The following is a 21,435-nucleotide window of genomic DNA, read 5'->3' as shown; positions in this document are numbered from 1 at the left end:
AAGGAGACAGCCTGTGATCGAGACTTTCGCCCGCGCACTGCCGAACGGCACCACCCTGAGCTGCCGCGCGGCCGGCGCGCCCGGCCGGCCGCTGATGGTGTTCCTGCACGGTTTTCCCGAGGCCGCGTTCATCTGGGACGAACTGCTCGAATACTTCGCCGCGCCCGAGCACGGCGGCTTCCGCTGCATCGCACCGAACCTGCGCGGCTTCGAACAGTCGAGCGCGCCCACCGAGGTCTCGGCCTACCGGGCCCACCTCCTGGTGCAGGACCTCGCCGAACTGGCGGCCAGCGAGAACCCGGCCGGCCGCATCGAGGTGCTGGTGGCGCACGACTGGGGCGGCGCCTTCGGCTGGGGTTTCGGCAACCGGCACGGCGACCGGCTGGGACGCCTGGTGATCATCAACTCGCCGCATCCCGGCACCTTCGCCCGCGAGTTGCAGAACAACCCGGACCAGCAGGCCGCGAGCGCCTACATGAACTTCCTGGCCCGGCCGGATGCCGAGGCGCTGCTGGCGGCCGACGACTACCGCCGCATGTGGCCGATGTTCCTCGGCATGAAGGCCGGCGCCGATGGCTTCGGCTGGCTCACGGAGCCGGTCAAGGACCAGTACCGCAAGGTCTGGGATGCGGGCCTCAAGGGCGCCTGCAACCTGTATCGCGTCACACCGCTGAAGCCGGCCATGCCCGGCCAGCCGGCGCCCGCGATGCCGGAGATGCCCCACGACAAGCTCACGGTCGCCGCACCCACCCTGGTCCTGTGGGCGCTCGACGACAAGGCGCTGCTGCCCGGTCTGCTGGAAGGCCTGGAGGACTACGTGCCGAAGCTCGAGATCGTCCGGGTGCCGGGCGCCACGCACTGGGTGGTGCATGAGCAGCCCAAGTTCGTCGCCGGCGAGATCGAGGCCTTCCTGCGCCGGACTCAATAAACTGGTTTCTCGCCCTCGGGCCGGGTCTTGAAGCGCCGATGCACCCAGTAATACTGCGACGGCATGGTGTCGATGTAGCCCTGCAGGCGCTGGTTCATGAGGGCGGTGTCGGCCACCGGGTCATCGCTCGGGAAGTCTTTCCAGGCCGGCAGCACCTCGATCTCGTAGCCGTCGGGGGTGAGCTTCGAGACCACCGGCACCACCTTGGCCCGCCCCAGCCGCGCGAAGCGCGACAGCGAGGGCACGGTGGCCGCCTGCACGCCGTAGAAGGGCACGAACACCGTCTGGTCGCGGCCGAAGTCCATGTCCGGCAGCAGGTACAGCAGGCCGCCCTTGCGCAGGCCGGCGACGATCGGCTTGATGCCGTCGACCCGGTTCAGCGTGATCACGTTGCCGAAGCGCTTGCGGCCCTCGCTGACCCACTGGTCGATCATCGGATCGCGCTGCGTGGTGTAGATGGTGGTCGACGGCCGGTCGGTGTGCATCGTGAGCGCCGTGGCGGCCGCGTCGAGGCCGTAGAAATGCGGCGCGAACAGGATCATCGGCTCGTGGCCGTGGGCGATCTCCTCGATCACGTCGGCCGCGCCCACCACCTTGAGGCGGCGCGCCACCACCGCCTCCGGCGCATGCCAGAGCCAGCTGCGGTCGAACCAGGACTGCGCCACGTAGACGAAGGTCTGACGCGCCATGCGGCGCCGTTCGGCCTCCGACCGGGTCGGAAAGCACAGCGCCAGGTTGGTGTCGACCACGCGCCGCCGCGGCACTGCCAGCACGTGCAGCACGCGCCCGAGCACCGCCCCGAAGCCGCGCACGAGCGGGAACGGCACGTGCGCCAGTGCCCGCATGAAGCCGATGCCGAGCTTCGAAGTGAGCTTGCTCATGTCGCCGCCTCCACCGCCGCCTCGGCGCGCGGCTGCTTGTAGCGGGCGTAGTCCCAGACGTATTGCCCCGGCAGGGCGCGGATCAGCTTCTCGATGCCTTCGTTCATCGCCGTGGCGGCGGCCTCCGGCGTGGCCTTGGGGTCGCTCATCGCGGTGCCGTCGAAGGGCACGAACCGGATCGCATAGCCGGCGCCGCGCGGCAGCCGCTCGCAGACCCCTAGGAAGACCCGGGCACCGGTCTGCTGCGCCAACCGCGGCAGCAGGGTCATCGTGTAGGCCGGCCGGCCCAGGAACGGTGCCCAGACCCCCTGGCCCAGCGGCGGCACCTGGTCGGGCAGCAGCCCGGTGTAGCCGCCGCCGCGCAGCGTTCGGATCAGGCCCCGCACGCCGGAGACGGTGGTCGGCAGGGTCTGCAGCCCGGGCCGGTCGCGCGAACCGGCGATCAGGTCGGCCATGAATTTCTTGCGCGCCGGCCGGAACAGGGCCGTGATCGGACCGTAGTCCTTGAAGAAGCGCTCGCCCACCGCCTGGCCGAAGGTTTCCCAGCTGCCCAGGTGCGGCGACACCAGGATCACGCCCTTGCGCGCGGCCAGCGCGGCCTCGAAGGCCTCGATGCCGTCCCAGCGCACGATGTGCGGCAAGAGGCTCTCGTCGCGCGGACGGGCCCAGACCCAGGGCAGCTCGCCGACCATGGCGCCGGCGGCGGCGATCGCGGGGCGGTACTGCGCCGGCGTGAAGCCCGCCGCCTCGGCGTTCTCGCGGAAACGGCGGCGGTAGTCGGGTGCGAACCACCAGACCAGCCAGCCCAACCAGCCGCCCACCGCATGCATCACGGGCAGCGGAACACGAGCGAGCAATCTGAACAAGGCAATCATCGAAACATGGGGATGGAGAGGGACGCGCGCGCAGGGTACAGCGCGGCTCGGATAGAATGCAAATTGTCGCCGAGTTATGGAACTACTTGCAGGGCGACGTTAAACACTACTGCTAAAGCGTTCGCCAGAGCTCCGAAACGGGTTGGCAACGCGCCAATTGACCTGCTGCTACGGAGTTTGAAACACATGGCGAACGATTTCCTCTTTACTTCCGAATCCGTCTCCGAAGGCCATCCCGACAAGGTGGCCGACCAGATCTCGGACGCGATCCTCGACGCGATCTTCGAACAGGACCCGCGCTCGCGCGTGGCCGCCGAGACGCTGACCAACACCGGCCTGGTGGTGCTCGCGGGCGAGATCACGACCAACGCGCACGTCGACTACATCCAGGTGGCGCGCGACACCATCAAGCGCATCGGCTACGACAACACCGACTACGGCATCGACTACAAGGGCTGCGCCGTCATGGTCTGCTACGACAAGCAGTCCAACGACATCGCCCAGGGCGTCGACCACGCCAGCGACGACCACCTCAACACCGGCGCCGGCGACCAGGGCCTGATGTTCGGCTACGCCTGCGACGAGACGCCCGAGATGATGCCCGCGCCGATCTACTACGCCCACCGGCTGGTCGAGCGCCAGGCCCAGCTGCGCAAGGACGGCCGCCTGCCCTTCCTGCGTCCCGACGCCAAGAGCCAGGTCACGATGCGCTATGTCGACGGCAAGCCGCACAGCATCGACACCGTGGTGCTCTCGACCCAGCACCACCCCGACCAGAGCGAGACGCCGACCAAGATGAAGGCCTCGTTCGTCGAAGCCGTGATCGAGGAGATCATCAAGCCCGTGCTGCCCAAGGAGTGGCTCAAGGAGACGCGCTATCTGATCAACCCGACCGGCCGTTTCGTCATCGGCGGCCCGCAGGGCGACTGCGGCCTGACCGGCCGCAAGATCATCGTCGACACCTACGGCGGCGCCTGCCCGCACGGCGGCGGCGCGTTCTCGGGCAAGGACCCGAGCAAGGTCGACCGGTCGGCCGCCTATGCCGCGCGCTACGTGGCCAAGAACATCGTGGCCGCCGGCCTGGCGCGCCAGTGCCAGATCCAGGTCGCCTACGCGATCGGCGTCGCCAAGCCGATGAACGTGACGGTCTACACCGAAGGCACCGGCGTCATCTCCGACGAGAAGATCGCCGCACTGGTCCAGGAGCATTTCGACCTGCGTCCCAAGGGCATCATCCAGATGCTCGACCTGCTGCGCCCGATCTACGGCAAGACGGCCGCCTACGGCCACTTCGGCCGCGAAGAGCCCGAGTTCACCTGGGAAAGCACGGCCAACGCGCAGGCGCTGCGCGCTGCCGCCGGCCTCTGATCCCGTCGGGCATTCAGCCTCCCCGAGCCTGCGGATGCGCCTGCATTCGCAGGCTTTTTCTTTGGGGCCGGGTTTGGCTCGGGTGCATCCCGGGCGGTGGCGAGGGCGTGCTCTGCGCAGCGAAATAAAGGAGGAGCCCGAAGGGCGGGGGACATTCGCGGAGCAGAGTACGCCGTCGGCGTGGGGCCGCCCCTGCTCGACCCCGCCGTCTCCTGGCAGCCTCACGCCAGCAGCCTGTCCACCTCTTCGTCACTCGTCTGCGTGAAGTCCTGGTACCAGAGGCCCACCGCACGAAAGTGCTCCGGCGTGAAGAGGCACACCACCTCGTCGGCCAGCGCACTCAGGCTTTGCACGGCCTCGGTCGAAGCCACCGGCACGGCGACGATGACCTGCTTCGGATTGCCGGCGCGCGCCGCCTGCACCGCAGCGCGCATGGTTGCACCGGTCGCGAGGCCGTCGTCCACCAGGATCAGGACGCGACCGGCCAGATCGAGCGGCGGTCGTCCGCCGCGGTAGCGCTGCTCACGCCGCACCAGCTCGGCCTGTTCACGCGCGACGACGGCTTCGAGCTCCCGTGCCGAGACCGGCCAGCCAGCGTCCGCCTCGCCCATGACGCGCACGCCGCCGGGTGCTATGGCGCCCATTGCATACTCTTCCTGCCCCGGAAAACCCAGCTTGCGCACCACCAGCACATCGAGTGGCGCACCGAGCGCGCGGGCGACTTCCCAGGCCACCGGAACGCCGCCGCGCGGCAGCGCCAGCACCAATACGCCGGGCCGCCCGCGCCAGGCTTCCAGTGCCTTGGCGAGCGCACGGCCGGCGTCGCGTCGATCCTTGAATTCCATGGTCTGCTCCCACTTTCCGGGACTCAGAAACGATACGCCGCACTCATGCCGATCGTCCAGTTGCGCCCCGGTGCCGGCTCGTAGTAGCGGGCATTGCCCTCGTTGACGATCACCGAGCCGATGTATTGGCGGTCGAACAGGTTGTCGATGCGCGCGAAGGCATTCAGGTCCCAGCGCTGCCACTGCATGAGGTAGCCCGCGAATAGCGCGACCACCGCGTAGCCCGGTGCGCTGACCGTGTTGCGGTCGTTGGCCTCGATGCTCGAGAGCGCGCGCAGCTCGGTGCCGACACGCCAGCCCTGGGGCGGCACCCAGCCGTAGGAGGCGAACAGCGCTTGCGGTGCGATGCCCGGAATCCGGTTGCCGGCCGGCACCAGGCCCGCCGCCGTGCACGGCACCGCGGCGCAGAAGGTGTCGCTGTAGCGGGCGTCGAGCCAGGTGTAGGCCAGCTGGGTGCGCCAGTGGTCCTCGGTCTCGTGCTGCCAGGCCAGCTCGAAGCCGTCGCGCATGGTGCGGCCTGCGTTCTGGAACGTGGCACGGCCGCCGATGTTGGTGGCGGTCACGATTTCGTCGCTGGTCCGGGTCTTGAACAGCGCCGCCGTGAGCAGGCCGCCCGCCAGGCGCGCCTTGGCGCCCACTTCGACACTGTCGTTGACCGCCGGCTGCAGCGCGAAGTTGAGCCCGCCCTGCCCGTCGGGACGGTACGAGAGCTCGTTCAGCGTCGGCGTCTCGAAGCCTCGGCCCACCGAGGTGTAGAGGGCGAGGTCGCGCGTGGCCTCGTAGCGCAGCGACGCCACCGGCAGCGTCTCGGTGTAGCGCGCGCTGCCGCTGTCGTTGCCGTTGGCGCCGACGATGTAGTGGTCTTGCGAATCGAAGTCCACGCTGCTGCGGCGCACGCCGGCCTCGAGCGTCCAGCGATCGGCGAAGCGCCAGTTGCCCTGCAGGTAGGGGTCGAGGTTGTAGACCTCGTTGATCTCGTTGCGCCGCAGCCGGCCCTGGACGCCCAGCACCGGCCGCGCGACCGGCCCCAGGAAGTTCTCGTAGCCGGTGCGGTGCTCGCGCAGCTTGTTGTATTCCAGCCCGGCGACGAGCTCGAACGGCCGGTCGGCCAGTCGCATCTGCGAGATCCACCGCAGGTCGGCCCCGCCGAAGTCGCGGTCCAGCCCGATCACGCCCCCGGCGCTGGTCGGGCTCGACTGAGCGGAGGGCGGGATCGCCTGGTACTGCGAGGTCTTGCGCTCGCCGCCGTAGACCATCATGCGCAGCGCGTTGTCGCCGTCGAGGCGGCGCTCGTAGGTCAGGCCGGCCTGCGTCTGGTCGACGCTCTTGCGGGTGTCGAACTGCGTCGCGACGGCCGCGCTGCGCCGGTTCAGCGCGTACTGCTCGGCCGTCAGCCCGAGCGGGTCCTGCGCATTCAGGTGCACGCTGTTGGCGACCAGCGTCAGTCGGCTGCCGTCGTCGAGCGCGAGGCCGAACTTGCCGTTGACGATGTCGCGATCGGCCGCGCTGTGGTCGCGGTAGCCGTCGGTCTCGAAGCGCCCGGCGCTCAGGAGGTAGTCGACCGCACCGGAGGAGCCGCTGGCCATGACCCCGGTACGGGTCGTGCCGAAGCTGGCCGCGGCCATCGAGAAGCCGAGTTTGGGCGGCCCCTCGCCGGTCTCGGTGAAGGTCTGCACCACGCCGCCCGAGGAGTTGCCGTAGAGCGCCGAGAACGGGCCGCGCAGCACCTCGACGTGGTCCACGGAGCCGATGTCGATGTTGGAGGTCTGGCCCTGGCCGTCGGGCAAGGTCGCCGGAATGCCGTCGACATACAGCCGCACGCCGCGCACGCCGAAGGTGGAGCGGGCGCCGAAGCCGCGGATCGAGATCTGCAGGTCCTGCGCGTAGTTCTGCCGGTTCTGGATCTGCAGCCCGGGCACGCCGCTCAGGCTTTCCGACAGGTTCACGCCGAGCCGGCTGTCGCGCATGGCCGCGCCCTCCACCCGGTCGACCGAGCCGGCGACATCGAAAAGTGGCGTCGGGCCGGCCGGTGTGGAGACCGTGATCTCGCCCAGCGTCGGTGCGCTTCCGGTGTCCCGGGCCTGGTCCTGTTCCTGGGCCTGGGCCGGGAACCAGGCTGCGAGCAGGAGGCAAGCGGTGGGGACGGCAGAGAATCTCATCGCGGCGATTCTGCGTTGTGCGCTTCGCCGCTCCCGGGTGGGCAACACCCTATCGCGCGAAGAAACCCGATACCCGACCTGACGCAACAATATGGTCGGACGGCTACGATCCGCGGGCCGTCCATCCGGGGCGGAGCCCCTTCCGGTCGCCTTGCCGCGGTCTCCCCCATGCTGCTTCGCTGTCTGGTCCTCGCCCTCGCCTGCCTGCTGTCGGCCTGCGCCGGGCTGCCGGCTGTCCCCGCATCGCCCTATGTCCCGGCCATTGCGGCCTCGACGTCCAACGAACTGGGCCGGCTCGCCGCGCCCTTCGGCAGCTCGCCCGAAGGCCTGTCGGGCGCGCGGGTGCTGGCGCAGGGCGCCTTCGCGCTGGACGCGCGGCTGGAGCTGATCCGGCGCGCCCAGTCCTCGCTCGACCTGCAGTACTACCTGCTGGGCAACGACAAGACCGGCAAGCTGATTCTGCGAGAGCTGCGCGACGCCGCCCGGCGCGGGGTCCGGGTGCGTCTGCTGCTGGACGACTTCTACACGACCAAGCTGGATCCGCTGCTGCTCGGCCTGGCCACCTGGCCGAACGTGGAGATCCGGCTGTTCAACCCCTTCGTGGCCGGCCGCGACCATTCGGCCACCCGCTGGATGGGTTTCGCGGCCGATTTCCGTCGGCTCAACCACCGCATGCACAACAAGCTCTTCATGGCCGATGGCGCCTTCGCGATCGTGGGCGGGCGCAACCTGGCGGACGAGTATTTCCTGCGCAGCGAGGGCGCCAACTTCATCGACCTCGACATGCTGCTGGCCGGACCGGTCGTGACCGAGCTGCAGACCATCTTCGACAACTACTGGAACAGCGAGGTGGTCTACCCGCTGCACACCATCGTGCCGGCGATCGAATCGACCGCCGAGCTGCGGGCCGAGTTCGACCGGCGGACCTCGCGCAAGGAAGCGCCGTTGCCCCCGGCACCGCCCGAGACCGACATGTTCGGCGACCCGCCGCTCGGCAGCCTGATCGCCCAGGGCCGGTTCGAGATGATCCCGGCGCGGGCCAACGCGGTGTCGGACTCGCCCACCAAGGCGCTGCAGACCGACGACGGCGAGTGGGCCAGCGAACGCCGCCCCCCGACCGTGGCCGAGCGCATGCGGGTGCAGCTCGACCTGGCGCGCTTCAGCGTCGACATCGTGTCGCCCTACTTCCTGCCCGGCGAGGAGGGCATGGCGCAGCTCGCCCGGCTGCGCGCCCGCGACGTCCGCATCAGCGTCGCCACCAACTCGCTGGCCGACACCGACGAGCCGCTGGTCAACATCAACTACAACAACTACCGGGTCGAGATGCTCCGCCTCGGCGTACGCCTCTACGAAGTGAGCTCCGAGCAGATCAAGCGCAGCCTGAACCTGCGCAAGGTGTTCCGCCAGTCGCGCGGGCGCCTGCATGCCAAGCTGGCGCTGATCGACCGCGAGTGGTCGCTGATCGGCTCGCTCAACTTCGATCCCCGTTCGGCCCACATCAACACCGAGCTCGGGGTGCGCCTGGAGAGCTTCGAGGTCGCGCACCGCCTGCTCGACGCCTACCAGGTCGACAATGTCGAAAGCGCGTACGAACTGCGGCTGAAACCCGGCACCGACAAGATCCAATGGGTCAGCACCGATGGCGAGAACGCGGTGTACGACGACGAGCCCGAGGCCAGCATGCTGGTGAAGATCAAGCTGCTGCTGTTCTCGTGGTTCGTGCCGAGCGACCTGCTCTAGGAGATCGCCAATGCAGGACATCGTCTTCTTGCTCGACGTCGACAACACGCTGCTCGACTTCGACGGTGTGCTCCACGACCTGCGCCGCCGCCTGGTCGACGACCTCGGCCCCGGGGGGGCCGAGCGCTACTGGCGCGGTTTCGAGGAACTGCGCGACGAGCTCGGCTACACCGACTACCTGGGTGCGCTGCAACGCTATCGCCTGGGCGGGCCCGGCGCCGACATGAGCGATCCGCGGCTGCTGCGGATGTCGAGCTTCCTGCTCGACTACCCTTTCGCCGAACGGCTCTATCCCGGTGCCCTGCAAGTCATCGCGCACCTGCAGCGCTTCGGCCTGCCGGTGATCCTGTCGGATGGCGACGCGGTCTTCCAGCCGCGCAAGGTGCAGCGCTCGGGCCTGTGGCAGGCGGTCGATGGGCGGGTGCTGATCTACATCCACAAGGAGCTGATGCTGGATGCGGTGCAGGAGCGCTATCCGGCCCGCCGCTACGTGATGATCGACGACAAGCCGCGCATCCTCTCGGCGATGAAGGCCGGATGGGGCGAACGGCTGACCACGGTCTTTCCGCGCCAGGGCCAGTACGCGCTCGCCCCGCAGGCGTTGGCCGGTCATCCGGCCCCCGACATCACCATCGAACGCATCATCGAGATGCGCCAATGGCCCATCCTTTGAGACACTCGGACATCGACCAGGAGCTTTCATGGCCTCACGACTCAGCCCTCTCGCCGGCCAGCCGGCCCCCGTGGACAGCCTCGTCGACGTCGACGCGCTGCTCGCCGCCTATCTCGCCGAGCGCCCCGACCCGGGGGTCGCGACCGAACGGGTCGCCTTCGGCACCTCGGGCCATCGCGGCTGCGCCTTCGAGCGTTCGTTCAACGAATGGCACGTGCTGGCGATGACCCAGGCGATCTGCGACCACCGCCGGGCCCAGGGCATCGACGGGCCGCTCTACCTCGGCATCGACACGCACGCGCTGTCGGCCCCCGCGGCGGCCAGCGCGCTCGAGGTGCTGGCCGCCAACGGCGTCGAGGTGATGCTGGCCAGCGGCGACGAATACACGCCGACCCCCGCGCTGTCGCATGCCATCCTCACCTACAACCGCGGCCGCACCAGCGGGCTGGCCGACGGCATCGTGGTCACGCCGTCGCACAATCCGCCGCGCGACGGCGGCTTCAAGTACAACCCGCCCAATGGCGGACCGGCCGGCCAGGACATCACGGGCCCGGTGCAGGAGGCGGCCAATGGCTTCCTCGAGAAAGGGCTCGCGGGCGTGCGCCGGATGCCGCACGAGCGGGCCCTGAAGGCCGCCACCACGCACCGCCATGACTTCGTGGCGGCCTACGTCGGCGACCTCGACAACGTGATCGACATGGCCCTGATCCGCGAAGCGGGCGTGCGCATGGGCGTCGACCCGCTCGGCGGTGCCGGGGTCCACTACTGGGGGGCGATCGCCGAGCGCTACCGGATCGACCTCAGCGTGGTCAGCGAGACGGTCGATCCGCGCTTCGCCTTCATGACGCTCGACTGGGACGGCCAGATCCGCATGGACCCGTCGTCGACCTACGCGATGCAGCGGCTGCTCGACATCAAGGACCGCTTCGACGTCGGCGTGGCCTGCGACACCGACCACGACCGCCATGGCATCGTCACCCGCAGCGCCGGCCTGCTGCAGCCCAACCACTACCTGTCGGTCGCGATCGACTATCTGTTCCGCCACCGCCCGCAGTGGGGCGCCGATGCGGCGGTCGGCAAGACGGTGGTCTCGACGCGGCTGATCGATGCCCTGGCGAAGCGGCTCGGCCGACGGCTCTACGAAGTGCCGGTGGGCTTCAAGTGGTTCGTGGACGGCCTGGTCGACGGCTCGCTCGGCTTCGTCGGCGAGGAAAGCGCCGGCGCCACCTTCCTGCGCCGCGACGGCTCGGTCTGGACCACCGACAAGGACGGCATCACCGCGGCGCTGCTGGCCGGCGAGATCACCGCCCGAACAGGCCGCGACCCCGGTGCGCTCTACGCCGAGCTGGCGAACGAGTTCGGCAGCCCGGTCTCGAACCGCATCGATGCGCCCGCCAGCCGTCAGCAGAAGAAACAGCTGTCGGCGCTGAGCCCGCAGCAGCTCCACGCGACCGAGCTGGCCGGCGAGCCGATCGAGAGCGTGCTGAGCCATGCCCCCGGCAATGGCGGCGCGATCGGCGGCATCAAGGTGATCGCGCAGAACGGCTGGTTCGCCGCCCGGCCGTCGGGCACCGAGGACATCTACAAGATCTACGGCGAGAGCTTCCGCGGCGCCGAGCACCTGCAGCGGATCCTGGCCGAGGCCCAGACCATCGTAGACGCGGCGATCTCGCCGGCGCCGTGAAGGCACGACCGGCGGATGCAGCCGCCGGCCGTCGCCTACACCGAAGCCTTGGCGCCCGGTCTATGAACGGCTTTTCAGTTGCGGAGACCTCATGAATCTCGACTCGTTGATCAAGACCGTCAAGGAAGCAGACGCCAACCGGCCGGACCTGCCGGGCGAGCACCTGATCGTGCTGGGCGTCGGTCTGTTGCTCATGATGGCCACGGGCCGCAGCCGCTCGCTGATCGGCAAGGCGCTGATCGGCGCCGCGGCGGGCGCCTTCATCGGCCGCGCGGCCAGCGGCACCGGGGGCGTCGCCAGGCTGGCAGCGCTGCTTCGGCCCGGCGCCCCGCGGGGCTGAAACGGCCCGGCGCAATGCCGGACCACGGTCGGCGAGGCGTGCCTCGGTCCGCCAGTCGGACGAATTGCGCCCCGCGCCTCCCGGCATTCGGGCGGCCCCGGCGCGGCGGCGCGACGCGCCTGCAAAAACAGTCCCCCGCCTTGAAAAGCCAAAAAACACCCTTATGATTAGCACTCGTTGCAGTTGAGTGCTAACAGCGCCTTCTGCCCAACGATGTGGTATCGGCACAACGCCGACGCCCGACCCAAACCCGTTCCCATCAGGAGATGCAAGCAATGAAACTTCGTCCTTTGCACGATCGCGTGATCGTCAAGCGCATTGAAAGCGAAACCAAGACCGCCTCGGGCATCGTGATCCCCGACAACGCCGCCGAAAAGCCCGATCAGGGTGAAGTCCTGGCCGTCGGTCCTGGCAAGAAGAACGACAAGGGCGACCTGATCTCGATGAACATCAAGGTCGGCGACCGCGTCCTGTTCGGCAAGTACAGCGGCCAGACCGTCAAGGTCGATGGCGACGAACTGCTGGTCATGAAGGAAGACGACCTGTTCGCGGTCGTCGAGAAGTAAGCACTTCTCTCTTCAACCCCCAATCAACTGAATCTCGGAGAAATCTCATGGCAGCAAAAGACGTAGTCTTCGGCGGCGAAGCCCGCGCGCGCATGGTCGAAGGTGTGAACATCCTCGCCAACGCAGTCAAAGTGACCCTGGGCCCCAAGGGCCGCAACGTGGTGCTCGAGCGCTCCTTCGGCGCCCCCACCGTGACCAAGGACGGCGTGTCGGTCGCCAAGGAAATCGAACTCAAGGACAAGCTCCAGAACATGGGCGCCCAGCTCGTGAAGGAAGTGGCCTCCAAGACTTCGGACAACGCCGGTGACGGCACCACCACCGCGACCGTGCTGGCCCAGGCCATCGTTCGCGAAGGCTTCAAGCTGGTCGCCGCCGGCATGAACCCGATGGACCTGAAGCGCGGCATCGACAAGGCGGTCACCGCCCTGGTCGCCGAGCTGAAGAAGGCTTCGAAGGCCACCACCACCTCGAAGGAAATCGCGCAAGTCGGCTCGATCTCGGCCAACAGCGACGAAACCATCGGCAAGCTCATCGCTGACGCGATGGACAAGGTCGGCAAGGAAGGCGTGATCACCGTCGAAGACGGCAAGTCGCTCGACAGCGAACTCGACGTCGTCGAAGGCATGCAGTTCGACCGCGGCTACCTGTCGCCCTACTTCATCAACAACCCCGAAAAGCAATCCGCGATTCTGGACAACCCCTTCGTGCTGCTGTTCGACAAGAAGATCAGCAACATCCGCGACCTGCTCCCGACGCTGGAACAAGTCGCCAAGGCTGGCCGTCCGCTGCTGATCATTGCCGAAGAAGTCGAAGGCGAAGCCCTGGCGACCCTGGTCGTGAACACGATCCGCGGCATCCTGAAGGTCGTGGCCGTCAAGGCACCTGGCTTCGGCGACCGCCGCAAGGCCATGCTGGAAGACATCGCCATCCTGACGGGCGGCAAGGTCATCGCTGAAGAAGTGGGCCTGACCCTCGAGAAGGTGACCCTGGCCGACCTCGGCCAGGCCAAGCGCATCGAAGTGGGCAAGGAAAACACCATCATCATCGACGGCTCCGGCGCTGCCGGCGACATCGAAGCCCGCGTCAAGCAAGTGCGCGTGCAGATCGAAGAAGCGACCAGCGACTACGACCGCGAAAAGCTGCAAGAGCGCGTGGCCAAGCTGGCCGGCGGTGTTGCCGTGATCAAGGTCGGCGCTGCCACCGAAGTCGAAATGAAGGAAAAGAAGGCGCGCGTCGAAGACGCCCTGCACGCCACCCGCGCTGCAGTGGAAGAAGGCGTCGTGGCCGGCGGCGGCGTGGCACTGCTGCGTGCCAAGCAAGCCGTGGGCGACTCGCTCAAGGGCGACAACGCTGACCAGGACGCCGGCATCAAGCTGGTGCTCAAGGCCATCGAAGCGCCCCTGCGCGAGATCGTCAACAACGCCGGCGGCGAAGCCTCGGTGGTGGTGAACGCTGTGTTGGCCGGCAAGGGCAACTACGGCTTCAACGCCGCCAACGACACCTACGGCGACATGCTCGAACTGGGCATCCTGGACCCGACCAAGGTGACCCGCACCGCACTGCAGAACGCCGCTTCGGTGTCCTCGCTGCTGCTGACGACCGAAGCCATGGTCGCCGACGCACCGAAGGACGAGGCCGGTGCCGGCGGCGGCGGCATGCCCGACATGGGCGGCATGGGTGGCATGGGCGGCATGGGCATGTAATCGGCCCCCGGCGCCAAGCCAATCAAAAAGCCCCGCAGCTTGCGCTGCGGGGCTTTTTTTCGTTCCGGTGGTGGCGCGGCCTCAGACGCCGGCCGGCAAGGCGCCGGACGGCGGCCCGTAGGCGTTCGACTCGGGCTGGCTGGGCTGGACCATGAAATAGAGCAGCACCAGGGTGCCGATCACCGGCACCAGGCCGAGCAGCAGGAACCAGGCGCTGCGGCCCACGTCATGCAGGCGCCGCGCGCCGACCGCCAGCAGGGGCAGCAGGAAGGCCAGCACCACGAGGTAGTACAGGAACTCGTGGATGAAACCCGCCACGAAGGCTGAGATGACATAGGCCAGGATGAACCACCAGTATTCGGGCCGGGTCGCCCGGCCGGAAAACTCGACGTACTTGCGAAAGCAGGTCTGGACCGCCTGTTGAAAGTTCATGAGCAACTCCTCTTGATGTTTTCCCACGGGACAACCCCGCAATCATCATATCGAGCAGCCTGCTCCGGGTGATGACGAAAGCTAGGCGCGCGGGCGAAGCCGCGCCAGCAGCCCGGCCGTGGAGGCGTCCAGCCCCACCACGTCGCCCGACGCCAGCCGCGGCTCGATGTCCCTGGCCAGCACCTTGCCGAGCTCGACGCCCCACTGGTCGAAGCTGTTGATGCCCCAGAGCGCGCCGCTGGTGAACACGCGGTGTTCGTACAGGGCCAGGAAGGCGCCGAGCGACTCCGGCGTCAGCTGCTCGAAGACGAAGAAGGTGCTCGGCCGGTTGCCGGGGAAATTCTTGTGGCCGCCGGCGTCGCGCTGGCCGACCATGAGCGCCTGCGCCTGCGCCAGCGCATTGGCCAGCAGCTTGGAATGGTGGCCAGGGAGATCGTGCGCCGCATCGCGCACCGCGATGAACTCCAGCGGCGTCACGTCGGTGCCCTGGTGCAGCATCTGGAAATACGCATGCTGCCCGTTGGTTCCGGGCTCGCCCCACAACACCGGCGAGGTGCCGAAGGTGAGCAGCTGGCCAGCCATGTCGACCTGCTTGCCGTTGCTTTCCATCTCGAGCTGCTGCAGGTAGGCCGGCAGGCGCTTCAGCGCGCTGTGGTAAGGCGCGATGCTGCGGGTCGTGAACCGATGGAAATTGCGATACCAGACGTCGAGCAGGCCGAGCCGCACCGGCAGGTTCTGCGCCAGCGGGGCGGTGCGGAAGTGCTCGTCCATCGCGTGGGCGCCGGCCAGCAGGCCCCGGAAGCCGTCCGCGCCGATGGCCAGCGCGATCGGCAGCCCGATGGCCGACCACATCGAATAGCGGCCGCCGACCCAGTCCCAGAAACCGAAGGTGGTGTCGATGCCGAAGGCCTTGGCGGCCGCGACATTGGTGGTGAGCGCCGCGAAGTGGCGCGCGATGTCGACCCCGCCCGACTGCTCGAACCAGCGCTTGGCCGACTGCGCGTTGGCCATGGTCTCGGCGGTGGTGAAGGTCTTCGAGGCGATCAGGAACAGCGTGTGCTCGGGCGCCAGCCCGCGCAGGATGCCGGCCAGTTCGTGGCCATCGACGTTCGAGACGAAATGAAAGCGTTTGCCCGGCGCGACGAACTGGTCGAGCGCCAGCACCGCCATCTGCGGCCCGAGGTCGGAACCCCCGATGCCGATGTTGACGACGTCGGTGATGGTCGAGTCGGCGCGCACTTTCTCGGCGTAGGCGAGCATCGCATCGAGCGTGGCCTGGACGTCGCCGAAGGCCGCGGCCAAGTCGCCGCCAACCGGCGCCGAAGCCGGCCGGCGCAGCAAGGTATGCAGCACCGCGCGGTCTTCGGTCGCGTTGATGTGGCGCCCCGCGAACATCGCGTCGCGGTGCGCCTCCAGCCCCGTTTCGCGCGCCACGTCGAGCAGCAGCTGCTCGGTGCGCGCATCGAGGAGGTTCTTCGACAGGTCGGCGAAGACGTGCGGTGCCGACTGGCTCAGCGCCGCGAAACGCCCCGGATCGCTCGCGAAGGCCTGGCGGATGTCGAAGCCCAGGCCGACGCTGTCGTAGTGCTTCTGGAGCGCGGCCCAGGCCGCCGTGCCGTCGCAGCGAATGTGGGTCATCACGCCTCCATCAGGTTTTCGAGTTTCACGGCATCGGCCGCGAAGGCACGGATGCCCTCGGCCAGCTTCTCGGTCGCCATGGCGTCCTCGTTCAGCGCGAAGCGGAACGCGGCCTGGTCGAGCGACACCTTCGGGATCTCCAGGCGCTGGGCCGCCTCGGCGTCGAGTGCATGCGAAAGCGGGGCCTCGCTGGCGGCCAGTTCGGCCAGCAGTTCGGGGCTGATGGTGAGCAGGTCGCAGCCGGCCAACGCGGCGATCTGGCCGACGTTGCGGAAGCTGGCGCCCATCACCTCGGTCGCGATCCCGTTCTTCTTGTAGTAGTCGAAGATCTGGCGCACGGATTTCACGCCCGGATCGTTGGCGCCCGCATTGGCGGCCTCGTTCCACTGGCTGCCCTGCGACTTCTTGTGCCAGTCGTAGATGCGGCCGACGAAGGGCGAGATCAGCTGCACCTTGGCAGCCCCGCAGGCCACCGCCTGGGCGAACGAGAACAGCAGCGTCAGGTTGCAGTGGATGCCCTTCTGTTCGAGCTGGCGCGCCGCCTCGATGCCTTCCCAGGTCGAGGCGATCTTGATCAGCAGGCGCTTGGACACATCGATGCCCTCGGCCCGATAGAGCGCGACGATGCGCTCGGCCCGATCGATGGTCGCCTGCGTGTCGAAACTCAGGCGCGCATCGACCTCGGTCGACACCCGGCCCGGGATGATCGACAGGATTTCGGTGCCGAAACGCACCAGCAGGCGGTCGATGACCTCGTCGACCGGTGCCCCCTTGTGTTTCCCGACCACCTCGTCCAGCAGAGGACGGTAGTCCGCCTTCTGGACCGCCTTCAGGATCAGCGACGGATTGGTGGTCGCATCCTGCGGCTTGAACTGGGCGAGCTGGCGGAAATCACCGGTGTCTGCGACCACGGTGGTCCATTGGCGGAGGGCATCGAGTTGGTTCATGCGGCCATTATCCCGCCGCAGCACTACATGGCGTGTGGTCCGCGACTGACGCGGCGGCCACTCGCCGCCCGCTAGGCTCGACTTTCGATTGATCGCCTTTCCGGAGAAGCCCATGCCCTACCGCCCCCCTCGTGCAACGCCGCCCGCCGCCTTCGACGACCGCGCCCACAGCGCTTCGATCGGAACCCTCGCGGCGGCCTTCTGCGTCGGCGGCGCGCTGACCCTGCTGGCCCTCACCAACTCGCGCACGGCAAGGGCGCAGACCGTCGCCGGCCCGGCCGATGGCGCGCCCCTGATGCGCGCGCCGCTGCAGGTGGTGGCGCCGGTGGATCTCAAGCGCTATGCAGGGCTGTGGCACGAGCAGGCGCGGCTCCCCAACCGGTTCCAGAAACAATGTACCGGCGCCGTCTCGGCCGAGTACACGCCCCTGGAGGACGGCAGCGTCGAGGTGCGCAACCGCTGCATCCTGGCCGACGGCAGCTTCGACGAATCCGTCGGTTCGGCACGGCAGGTGCCGGTCGCCGGCCAGCCCGGCGCCGGGCGCCTCGAGGTGCGCTTCGCACCCGAGTGGCTGGGCTGGCTGCCGCTGGTCTGGGGCGACTACTGGATCCTCAAGCTCGACCGCGACTACCAGGTGGCCCTGGTCGGCACGCCGAACCGCAAGTACCTGTGGGTGCTCTCGCGGGTGCCGCGGCTCGACGACGCCGCGCTGCAGGCCGAGCTGGACTACGCCCGCACGCTGGGCTTCGATGTCGACAAGGTCGAGCTGACCGGCAGGTAGCCGGCCAGTTGGCCCGGCAAGGCGCTGGGCCGCTCGCAATGGATGGCTTGCCAGCCGAGTTCGCGCGCCGCAAGCACGTTGGCCAGCGAGTCGTCGATGAACACGGTTTCGGCGGCCGCCAGCCGGTACTGGGCGGCGAGCAGTTCATAGATCTCGCGCTGCGGCTTGATCATCTGGACATCGCCCGAAAAAATGCCGCCATCGAACCATTGGAAGAAGGGATGCCGGTACTCGAGCACCCGGGCGTACGGCGACGGCATGTTCGACAGGTAGTACAGCCGCAGATCCTCCCCGGCATCCCGGCGCGCCCGCAGGCTTGCCAGCAATTCGACCGTGACCGGGATCGGCTCGAGCCGCTCGCCCATGGGCGCCAGGACTTCGCTCAAGCGGTCGGCCGGCAGCGGCAGCCGCAATGCCATCCGGCCGATGGCATCGTCCAGGCTGTGGGTGCCGCGGTCGAAACCCAGCCAGTCCTCGTGATGGAACATCTTGCGCGCGAGCGCGTGCGCGGCCTCCGCCGTGGGCGCGTGGGGCGCCAGCTGGTTCTGGACGAGCGCGACAGGCTCCCAGGTCAGAAGCACGGCTCCGAGATCGAAAACGACATTCATAAGGCAACGGGGACGACGGAAACGCCATGGCTGGCGAGGGACAGGGTGGTCTGCGCACCGGCGGCCAGCGGCCGCGTGAGGTCGGACGACACCACGAACACCGGGCCCAGCGCGGTGTCGAAAGCATATTCGTAAAAGCTGCCCAGGTAGGCCGCCTTGCGCAAGGTCGCCGGCAGGCCGATGGCGGCGCCGATCAGCCAGGCCTCGGGACGCACCGCGACCTTGACGAAGCCCGGCGCGACGTCGTAGCGCGGCGTCAAGGTCAAGGGGCCGAGCTCGACCCGGCCGTCGGGCTGGGCCAGCGCCGGGAACACCATCGCCTCGCCCATGAACCCGGCCACGAATTCGCTCGTCGGGTGGCCGTAGAGCTGCTCCGGCGTGCCCTGCTGCGCGATCACGCCGTGGTCCATCACGATGATCTGGTCGCTGACCGCGAGCGCCTCGCTCTGGTCGTGGGTGACATAGGCGACCGTCAGTTGCAATCTTTGCTGCAGGTTGCGGATCTCCTCGCGCATCTCGCGGCGCAGCCGGGCGTCGAGGTTGGACAGCGGCTCGTCGAACAGCAGCACGGCCGGTTCCAGCACCAGCGCCCGCGCCAGCGCGACACGCTGCTGCTGCCCGCCCGACAGTTCGCTCGGCAGCCGCTGGTCGAAGTCGACCAGCCCGACGCCCCGGAGCGCCTCTCGGGCCCGCGCCGCCGCCTCGGGCTTGCGCAGGCCGCTCATGCGCAGGCCGTAGCCGACGTTCTCGATCACGTTCATGTGCGGGAACAGGGCGTAGCTCTGGAACATCATGCTGACGTTGCGCTCGGCCGGCCCCAGCGTGGTCACGTCGCGCCCACCCATGAGGATCGTGCCCGAGGTCGGCGACTCGAGCCCGGCGATCATGCGCAGAGTGGTGGTCTTGCCGCAGCCCGACGGTCCGAGGATGGTGGTCAGGGTGCCCGCGGGCACCTCGAAGCTGATGCCCTTGACGGCCAGCGGCGCGCGCGCATTGCTGCCGTAGCGCTTGGTGATGTTGCGCAGTTCGATGCCGTGGCTCATGGGTCCTCCGTGTTCAATGGGCGGCCACCGCGATGCTCGGCACGCCCTGCTTGCGCCGCCCCAGCTTGCGTTCGCCGACCAGCAGCTGCACCGCCGCGATCGCGACCGACATCAGGATCATCAGCACCGTGCAGTAGGCCAGCGCGATGCCGTAGTCGCCATTGCCGACCCGACCGATGATGTAGGTGGTCGCCAGTTCGTTCTCGGCCGTGACCAGGAAGATCACCGCGCTCACCGTGGTCATCGCCCGCACGAAGCTGTAGACCAGCGCCGCCACGAGGGCCGGCTTCAGCAGCGGCAGCACCACCTTGAACAGCGTCTGCGAGGTCGAGGCCCGCAGCATCAGCGAGGCCTCGTCGAGCGAGCGGTCGAGCTGCTTGAAGGCCGCCGTGCCCGCCCGCACGCCGACCGGCAGGTTCCGGAACATGAAGCACAGCACGATGATCAGGCCGGTTCCGGTGAGCTCCAGCGGCGGCACGTTGAAGGCCAGGATGTAGCTCACGCCGAGCACCGTGCCCGGAATCGCGAAGGCCAGCAGCGCCGCGAATTCGAATGCGCCCTGCCCCTTGAACTCGTTGCGCGCCAGCAGCCAGGCGATCAGCAGGCCGAGCCCCGCGGTGAGCGGCGCCGAGATGCCGGCCAGCTTGACCGTGGTGATCAGCGAGTTCCATGCGGTGCCGGCCCAGACGATGCCGAACTGCCCCCATTCGAGCGCGAACGCGGTCTTGAAATGGTTCAGCGTGAAGGTGTAGTCGCGGCCCCAGGTCTGGACGAAGCCGCCCGCGAAGGCGAACAGGTAGACCACCACCGTGAAGGCGATCCATGGCAGCGCGATGCCGTAGATGGTGCGGCGCACGCCGGCCGGCAGCGCCATCGCGATGCCGGCGTCGCCCTTGCCGCTGACCGTGGTGTAGTTCTGCTTGCCGAGCACGGCGCGCTGGAGCGCGAACACGCCGAGCGCGAAGAGCGTCAGCACCCACGCCAGCGAGGCGGCGCGGCCCTGGTCGTACTGGGCACCGACGATGGCAAAGAAGATGTCGGTCGACAGCACCGAGAACTGGCCGCCCACCACCACCGGATTGCCGAAGTCCGCGATGCTCTCGATGAAGCCGACCAGGAAGGCGTTCGCGAGCCCGGGCTTGAGCAGCGGCAAGGTGACGGTGAAGAAGGTCCGGCGGCGGTCGGCGCGCAGCATCTGCGCCGCCTCCTCGAGGCTGGGCGAGACACCCTGCACCACGCCGCGCATGATCATGAAGGCGATCGGCGTGAAGGCGAAGAGCTGCGCCACCAGCACGCCCGGCATGCCGTAGAACCAGCGCGTGGGCTCGATGCCGAAGGCGCTCTCGAGCAGTTGGTTGACGACCCCGGCGCGTCCGAAGAGCAGGATCAGGCCGAGCCCGACCACGAACGGCGGCGTGATGATCGGCAGCAGCGCCAGCACCCGCAGCGGCGCCTGCCAGCGCCGGCTGCCGCGCTCGGCCATCAGCGCCATCAGCGTGCCGAGGAAGGTGGTGCCGGCGGCCGTCAGCAAGGCCAGCACCAGCGTGTTCCAGGCCACGCCGCAGCGCACGCCGCCGGCCAGGCAGCCCAGGCCCCAGACCCGCTCGGTGCCGATGCGCGCCACGAAGGCCGCGAAGGACGCGCGGCCGTCCTCGTCCAGGAAGGCACCGGCCAGCGCCTTGCTGACCGGGTAGGCGATGAACAGCGCCATCAGCACGCCGCAGCCGACCACCGCGCCGGCGACGAACAGGTCGCCCTTGAAGAAGCCGAGCCGCGCCAGCCCGAAAGCGGCGAGCAGGATCAGCGCCGAGAGCGCGATGAAGCCGCCGGCGCCGATGCCGAACTGATTGACCGGCAGCTCGCCGAGCCGGGCGTTGAGAACGGGCAGGGTCCAGCCGCGAGCGCCGATCAGGAAGGCGCTGAGCGCCAGGCCGATCGCCCCGACCGCGCCGCCCACCAGCAGCAGCCGGCCCTGGATGCGCCCCGCGGGCAACAGGGCGCCGAGCGCGCAGATCGCCAGCCCGATCAACCCGATCCAGAGCCAGCTGCGGGCCTGCAGCAGCGCCTGCATGACGCCGCTGGCGCCTTCGGCGGAACCGAAGACCTGCGGCAGCGCCTCCCACCAGCTGGTGTCCTGGATCGCATACCAGGGCAGCACGAAGTAGGCCAGCAGCCCCGCCGCGACGCAGGTCCAGACCGGGGCATTGGGGCGCCGAGAAGACAT

General features: G+C 68.6%; 19 protein-coding genes. 9 read left to right on the top strand and 10 right to left on the bottom strand.

The window, feature by feature from the left end; genetic code table 11:
- Positions 1 to 13 precede the first annotated feature (13 nt).
- A complete protein-coding gene (locus AC1DF3_RS06450) occupies positions 14 to 928 on the top strand; it encodes an alpha/beta fold hydrolase (protein ID WP_478139177.1) in 915 nt (304 codons plus the stop codon).
- On the opposite strand, the gene AC1DF3_RS06445 is transcribed toward AC1DF3_RS06450, so the two are convergent.
- Both AC1DF3_RS06445 and AC1DF3_RS06440 read right to left on the bottom strand, forming a co-directional pair.
- On the bottom strand, positions 922 to 1,809 hold the full coding sequence (locus tag AC1DF3_RS06445; protein ID WP_286536340.1) for an LpxL/LpxP family acyltransferase: 888 nt from the start codon (positions 1,807 to 1,809) through the stop codon (positions 922 to 924). The genes AC1DF3_RS06450 and AC1DF3_RS06445 overlap by 7 nt on opposite strands.
- Complete coding sequence (locus tag AC1DF3_RS06440) at positions 1,806 to 2,684, bottom strand: lysophospholipid acyltransferase family protein (protein WP_286536341.1); 879 nt, start codon at positions 2,682 to 2,684, stop codon at positions 1,806 to 1,808. The genes AC1DF3_RS06445 and AC1DF3_RS06440 overlap by 4 nt, the downstream gene beginning before the upstream one ends.
- Before the next feature lie 186 nt (positions 2,685 to 2,870).
- Between AC1DF3_RS06440 and metK the strand changes: the two genes are divergently transcribed.
- Positions 2,871 to 4,052, top strand: coding sequence for a methionine adenosyltransferase (gene metK / locus AC1DF3_RS06435; RefSeq protein ID WP_478139176.1), 1,182 nt, complete (start codon positions 2,871 to 2,873; stop codon positions 4,050 to 4,052).
- 221 nt (positions 4,053 to 4,273) lie between these two features.
- Here the strand turns inward: metK and AC1DF3_RS06430 are convergent, their stop codons facing one another.
- Positions 4,274 to 4,897, bottom strand: coding sequence for a phosphoribosyltransferase (locus tag AC1DF3_RS06430; protein ID WP_286536342.1), 624 nt, complete (start codon positions 4,895 to 4,897; stop codon positions 4,274 to 4,276).
- Between the two features lie 23 nt (positions 4,898 to 4,920).
- Complete coding sequence (locus tag AC1DF3_RS06425; RefSeq protein WP_478139175.1) at positions 4,921 to 7,056, bottom strand: TonB-dependent receptor domain-containing protein; 2,136 nt, start codon at positions 7,054 to 7,056, stop codon at positions 4,921 to 4,923.
- Between the two features lie 168 nt (positions 7,057 to 7,224).
- Here AC1DF3_RS06425 and AC1DF3_RS06420 point away from each other — a divergent pair, with 168 nt between their 5' ends.
- From AC1DF3_RS06420 to groL, 6 genes are all read left to right on the top strand, one after another.
- Positions 7,225 to 8,796: a phospholipase D family protein gene (locus AC1DF3_RS06420; RefSeq protein ID WP_286536344.1), complete on the top strand. Its 1,572-nt coding sequence runs from the start codon at positions 7,225 to 7,227 to the stop codon at positions 8,794 to 8,796.
- Positions 8,797 to 8,806: 10 nt separating this feature from the next.
- Positions 8,807 to 9,469, top strand: coding sequence for an HAD family hydrolase (locus AC1DF3_RS06415; RefSeq protein WP_478139174.1), 663 nt, complete (start codon positions 8,807 to 8,809; stop codon positions 9,467 to 9,469).
- A 28-nt stretch (positions 9,470 to 9,497) separates the two neighbouring features.
- On the top strand, positions 9,498 to 11,153 hold the full coding sequence (gene pgm / locus AC1DF3_RS06410; protein WP_478139173.1) for a phosphoglucomutase (alpha-D-glucose-1,6-bisphosphate-dependent): 1,656 nt from the start codon (positions 9,498 to 9,500) through the stop codon (positions 11,151 to 11,153).
- A gap of 91 nt (positions 11,154 to 11,244) precedes the next feature.
- Positions 11,245 to 11,493, top strand: coding sequence for a hypothetical protein (locus tag AC1DF3_RS06405; protein ID WP_286536347.1), 249 nt, complete (start codon positions 11,245 to 11,247; stop codon positions 11,491 to 11,493).
- A 275-nt stretch (positions 11,494 to 11,768) separates the two neighbouring features.
- A complete protein-coding gene (gene groES / locus AC1DF3_RS06400) occupies positions 11,769 to 12,059 on the top strand; it encodes a co-chaperone GroES (RefSeq protein ID WP_286536348.1) in 291 nt (96 codons plus the stop codon).
- Between the two features lie 47 nt (positions 12,060 to 12,106).
- Positions 12,107 to 13,762: a chaperonin GroEL gene (gene groL / locus AC1DF3_RS06395; RefSeq protein WP_286523554.1), complete on the top strand. Its 1,656-nt coding sequence runs from the start codon at positions 12,107 to 12,109 to the stop codon at positions 13,760 to 13,762.
- 81 nt (positions 13,763 to 13,843) lie between these two features.
- Here the strand turns inward: groL and AC1DF3_RS06390 are convergent, their stop codons facing one another.
- From AC1DF3_RS06390 to tal, 3 genes are all read right to left on the bottom strand, one after another.
- A complete protein-coding gene (locus AC1DF3_RS06390; protein WP_478139172.1) occupies positions 13,844 to 14,194 on the bottom strand; it encodes a DUF805 domain-containing protein in 351 nt (116 codons plus the stop codon).
- A gap of 81 nt (positions 14,195 to 14,275) precedes the next feature.
- Positions 14,276 to 15,832, bottom strand: a complete 1,557-nt coding sequence (gene pgi, locus AC1DF3_RS06385; RefSeq protein WP_478139171.1) for a glucose-6-phosphate isomerase — start codon at positions 15,830 to 15,832, stop codon at positions 14,276 to 14,278.
- Positions 15,832 to 16,779 carry a transaldolase gene (gene tal / locus AC1DF3_RS06380; RefSeq protein WP_301802882.1) on the bottom strand — a complete coding sequence of 316 codons (948 nt, stop codon included), beginning with the start codon at positions 16,777 to 16,779 and terminating at the stop codon, positions 15,832 to 15,834. The genes pgi and tal overlap by 1 nt, the downstream gene beginning before the upstream one ends.
- A 112-nt stretch (positions 16,780 to 16,891) precedes the next feature.
- Between tal and AC1DF3_RS06375 the strand changes: the two genes are divergently transcribed.
- Positions 16,892 to 17,560 (top strand): lipocalin family protein, encoded by a 669-nt coding sequence (locus AC1DF3_RS06375; RefSeq protein WP_286536352.1) that lies wholly within the window; start codon positions 16,892 to 16,894, stop codon positions 17,558 to 17,560.
- Here AC1DF3_RS06375 and AC1DF3_RS06370 read toward each other — a convergent pair.
- Genes AC1DF3_RS06370 through AC1DF3_RS06360 form a run of 3 tightly spaced genes read right to left on the bottom strand, consistent with a single transcriptional unit; the run spans position 17,506 to position 21,435 of the window.
- Positions 17,506 to 18,141, bottom strand: coding sequence for an HAD family hydrolase (locus tag AC1DF3_RS06370; protein WP_478139170.1), 636 nt, complete (start codon positions 18,139 to 18,141; stop codon positions 17,506 to 17,508). The two genes, AC1DF3_RS06375 and AC1DF3_RS06370, sit on opposite strands and share 55 nt — an antisense overlap.
- A gap of 23 nt (positions 18,142 to 18,164) precedes the next feature.
- On the bottom strand, positions 18,165 to 19,211 hold the full coding sequence (locus AC1DF3_RS06365; protein WP_286536354.1) for an ABC transporter ATP-binding protein: 1,047 nt from the start codon (positions 19,209 to 19,211) through the stop codon (positions 18,165 to 18,167).
- 13 nt (positions 19,212 to 19,224) lie between these two features.
- Positions 19,225 to 21,435, bottom strand: a complete 2,211-nt coding sequence (locus AC1DF3_RS06360) for an ABC transporter permease (protein WP_478139169.1) — start codon at positions 21,433 to 21,435, stop codon at positions 19,225 to 19,227.

The organism is Variovorax sp. 10N432 (genome assembly GCF_056394465.1).
This window is presented reverse-complemented; position numbering and strand designations above follow the sequence as displayed.

Bases quoted from the DNA above. Each gene is read 5' to 3' on its own strand.
- AC1DF3_RS06445 (WP_286536340.1), bottom strand. From the start codon at position 1,809: ATGAGCAAGCTCACTTCGAAGCTCGGCATCGGCTTCATGCGGGCACTG.
- AC1DF3_RS06440 (WP_286536341.1), bottom strand. From the start codon at position 2,684: ATGATTGCCTTGTTCAGATTGCTCGCTCGTGTTCCGCTGCCCGTGATG.
- metK (WP_478139176.1), top strand. From the start codon at position 2,871: ATGGCGAACGATTTCCTCTTTACTTCCGAATCCGTCTCCGAAGGCCAT.
- AC1DF3_RS06430 (WP_286536342.1), bottom strand. From the start codon at position 4,897: ATGGAATTCAAGGATCGACGCGACGCCGGCCGTGCGCTCGCCAAGGCA.
- AC1DF3_RS06425 (WP_478139175.1), bottom strand. From the start codon at position 7,056: ATGAGATTCTCTGCCGTCCCCACCGCTTGCCTCCTGCTCGCAGCCTGG.
- AC1DF3_RS06420 (WP_286536344.1), top strand. From the start codon at position 7,225: ATGCTGCTTCGCTGTCTGGTCCTCGCCCTCGCCTGCCTGCTGTCGGCC.
- AC1DF3_RS06415 (WP_478139174.1), top strand. From the start codon at position 8,807: ATGCAGGACATCGTCTTCTTGCTCGACGTCGACAACACGCTGCTCGAC.
- pgm (WP_478139173.1), top strand. From the start codon at position 9,498: ATGGCCTCACGACTCAGCCCTCTCGCCGGCCAGCCGGCCCCCGTGGAC.
- AC1DF3_RS06405 (WP_286536347.1), top strand. From the start codon at position 11,245: ATGAATCTCGACTCGTTGATCAAGACCGTCAAGGAAGCAGACGCCAAC.
- groES (WP_286536348.1), top strand. From the start codon at position 11,769: ATGAAACTTCGTCCTTTGCACGATCGCGTGATCGTCAAGCGCATTGAA.
- groL (WP_286523554.1), top strand. From the start codon at position 12,107: ATGGCAGCAAAAGACGTAGTCTTCGGCGGCGAAGCCCGCGCGCGCATG.
- AC1DF3_RS06390 (WP_478139172.1), bottom strand. From the start codon at position 14,194: ATGAACTTTCAACAGGCGGTCCAGACCTGCTTTCGCAAGTACGTCGAG.
- pgi (WP_478139171.1), bottom strand. From the start codon at position 15,832: ATGACCCACATTCGCTGCGACGGCACGGCGGCCTGGGCCGCGCTCCAG.
- tal (WP_301802882.1), bottom strand. From the start codon at position 16,779: ATGAACCAACTCGATGCCCTCCGCCAATGGACCACCGTGGTCGCAGAC.
- AC1DF3_RS06375 (WP_286536352.1), top strand. From the start codon at position 16,892: ATGCCCTACCGCCCCCCTCGTGCAACGCCGCCCGCCGCCTTCGACGAC.
- AC1DF3_RS06365 (WP_286536354.1), bottom strand. From the start codon at position 19,211: ATGAGCCACGGCATCGAACTGCGCAACATCACCAAGCGCTACGGCAGC.
- AC1DF3_RS06360 (WP_478139169.1), bottom strand. From the start codon at position 21,435: ATGTCTTCTCGGCGCCCCAATGCCCCGGTCTGGACCTGCGTCGCGGCG.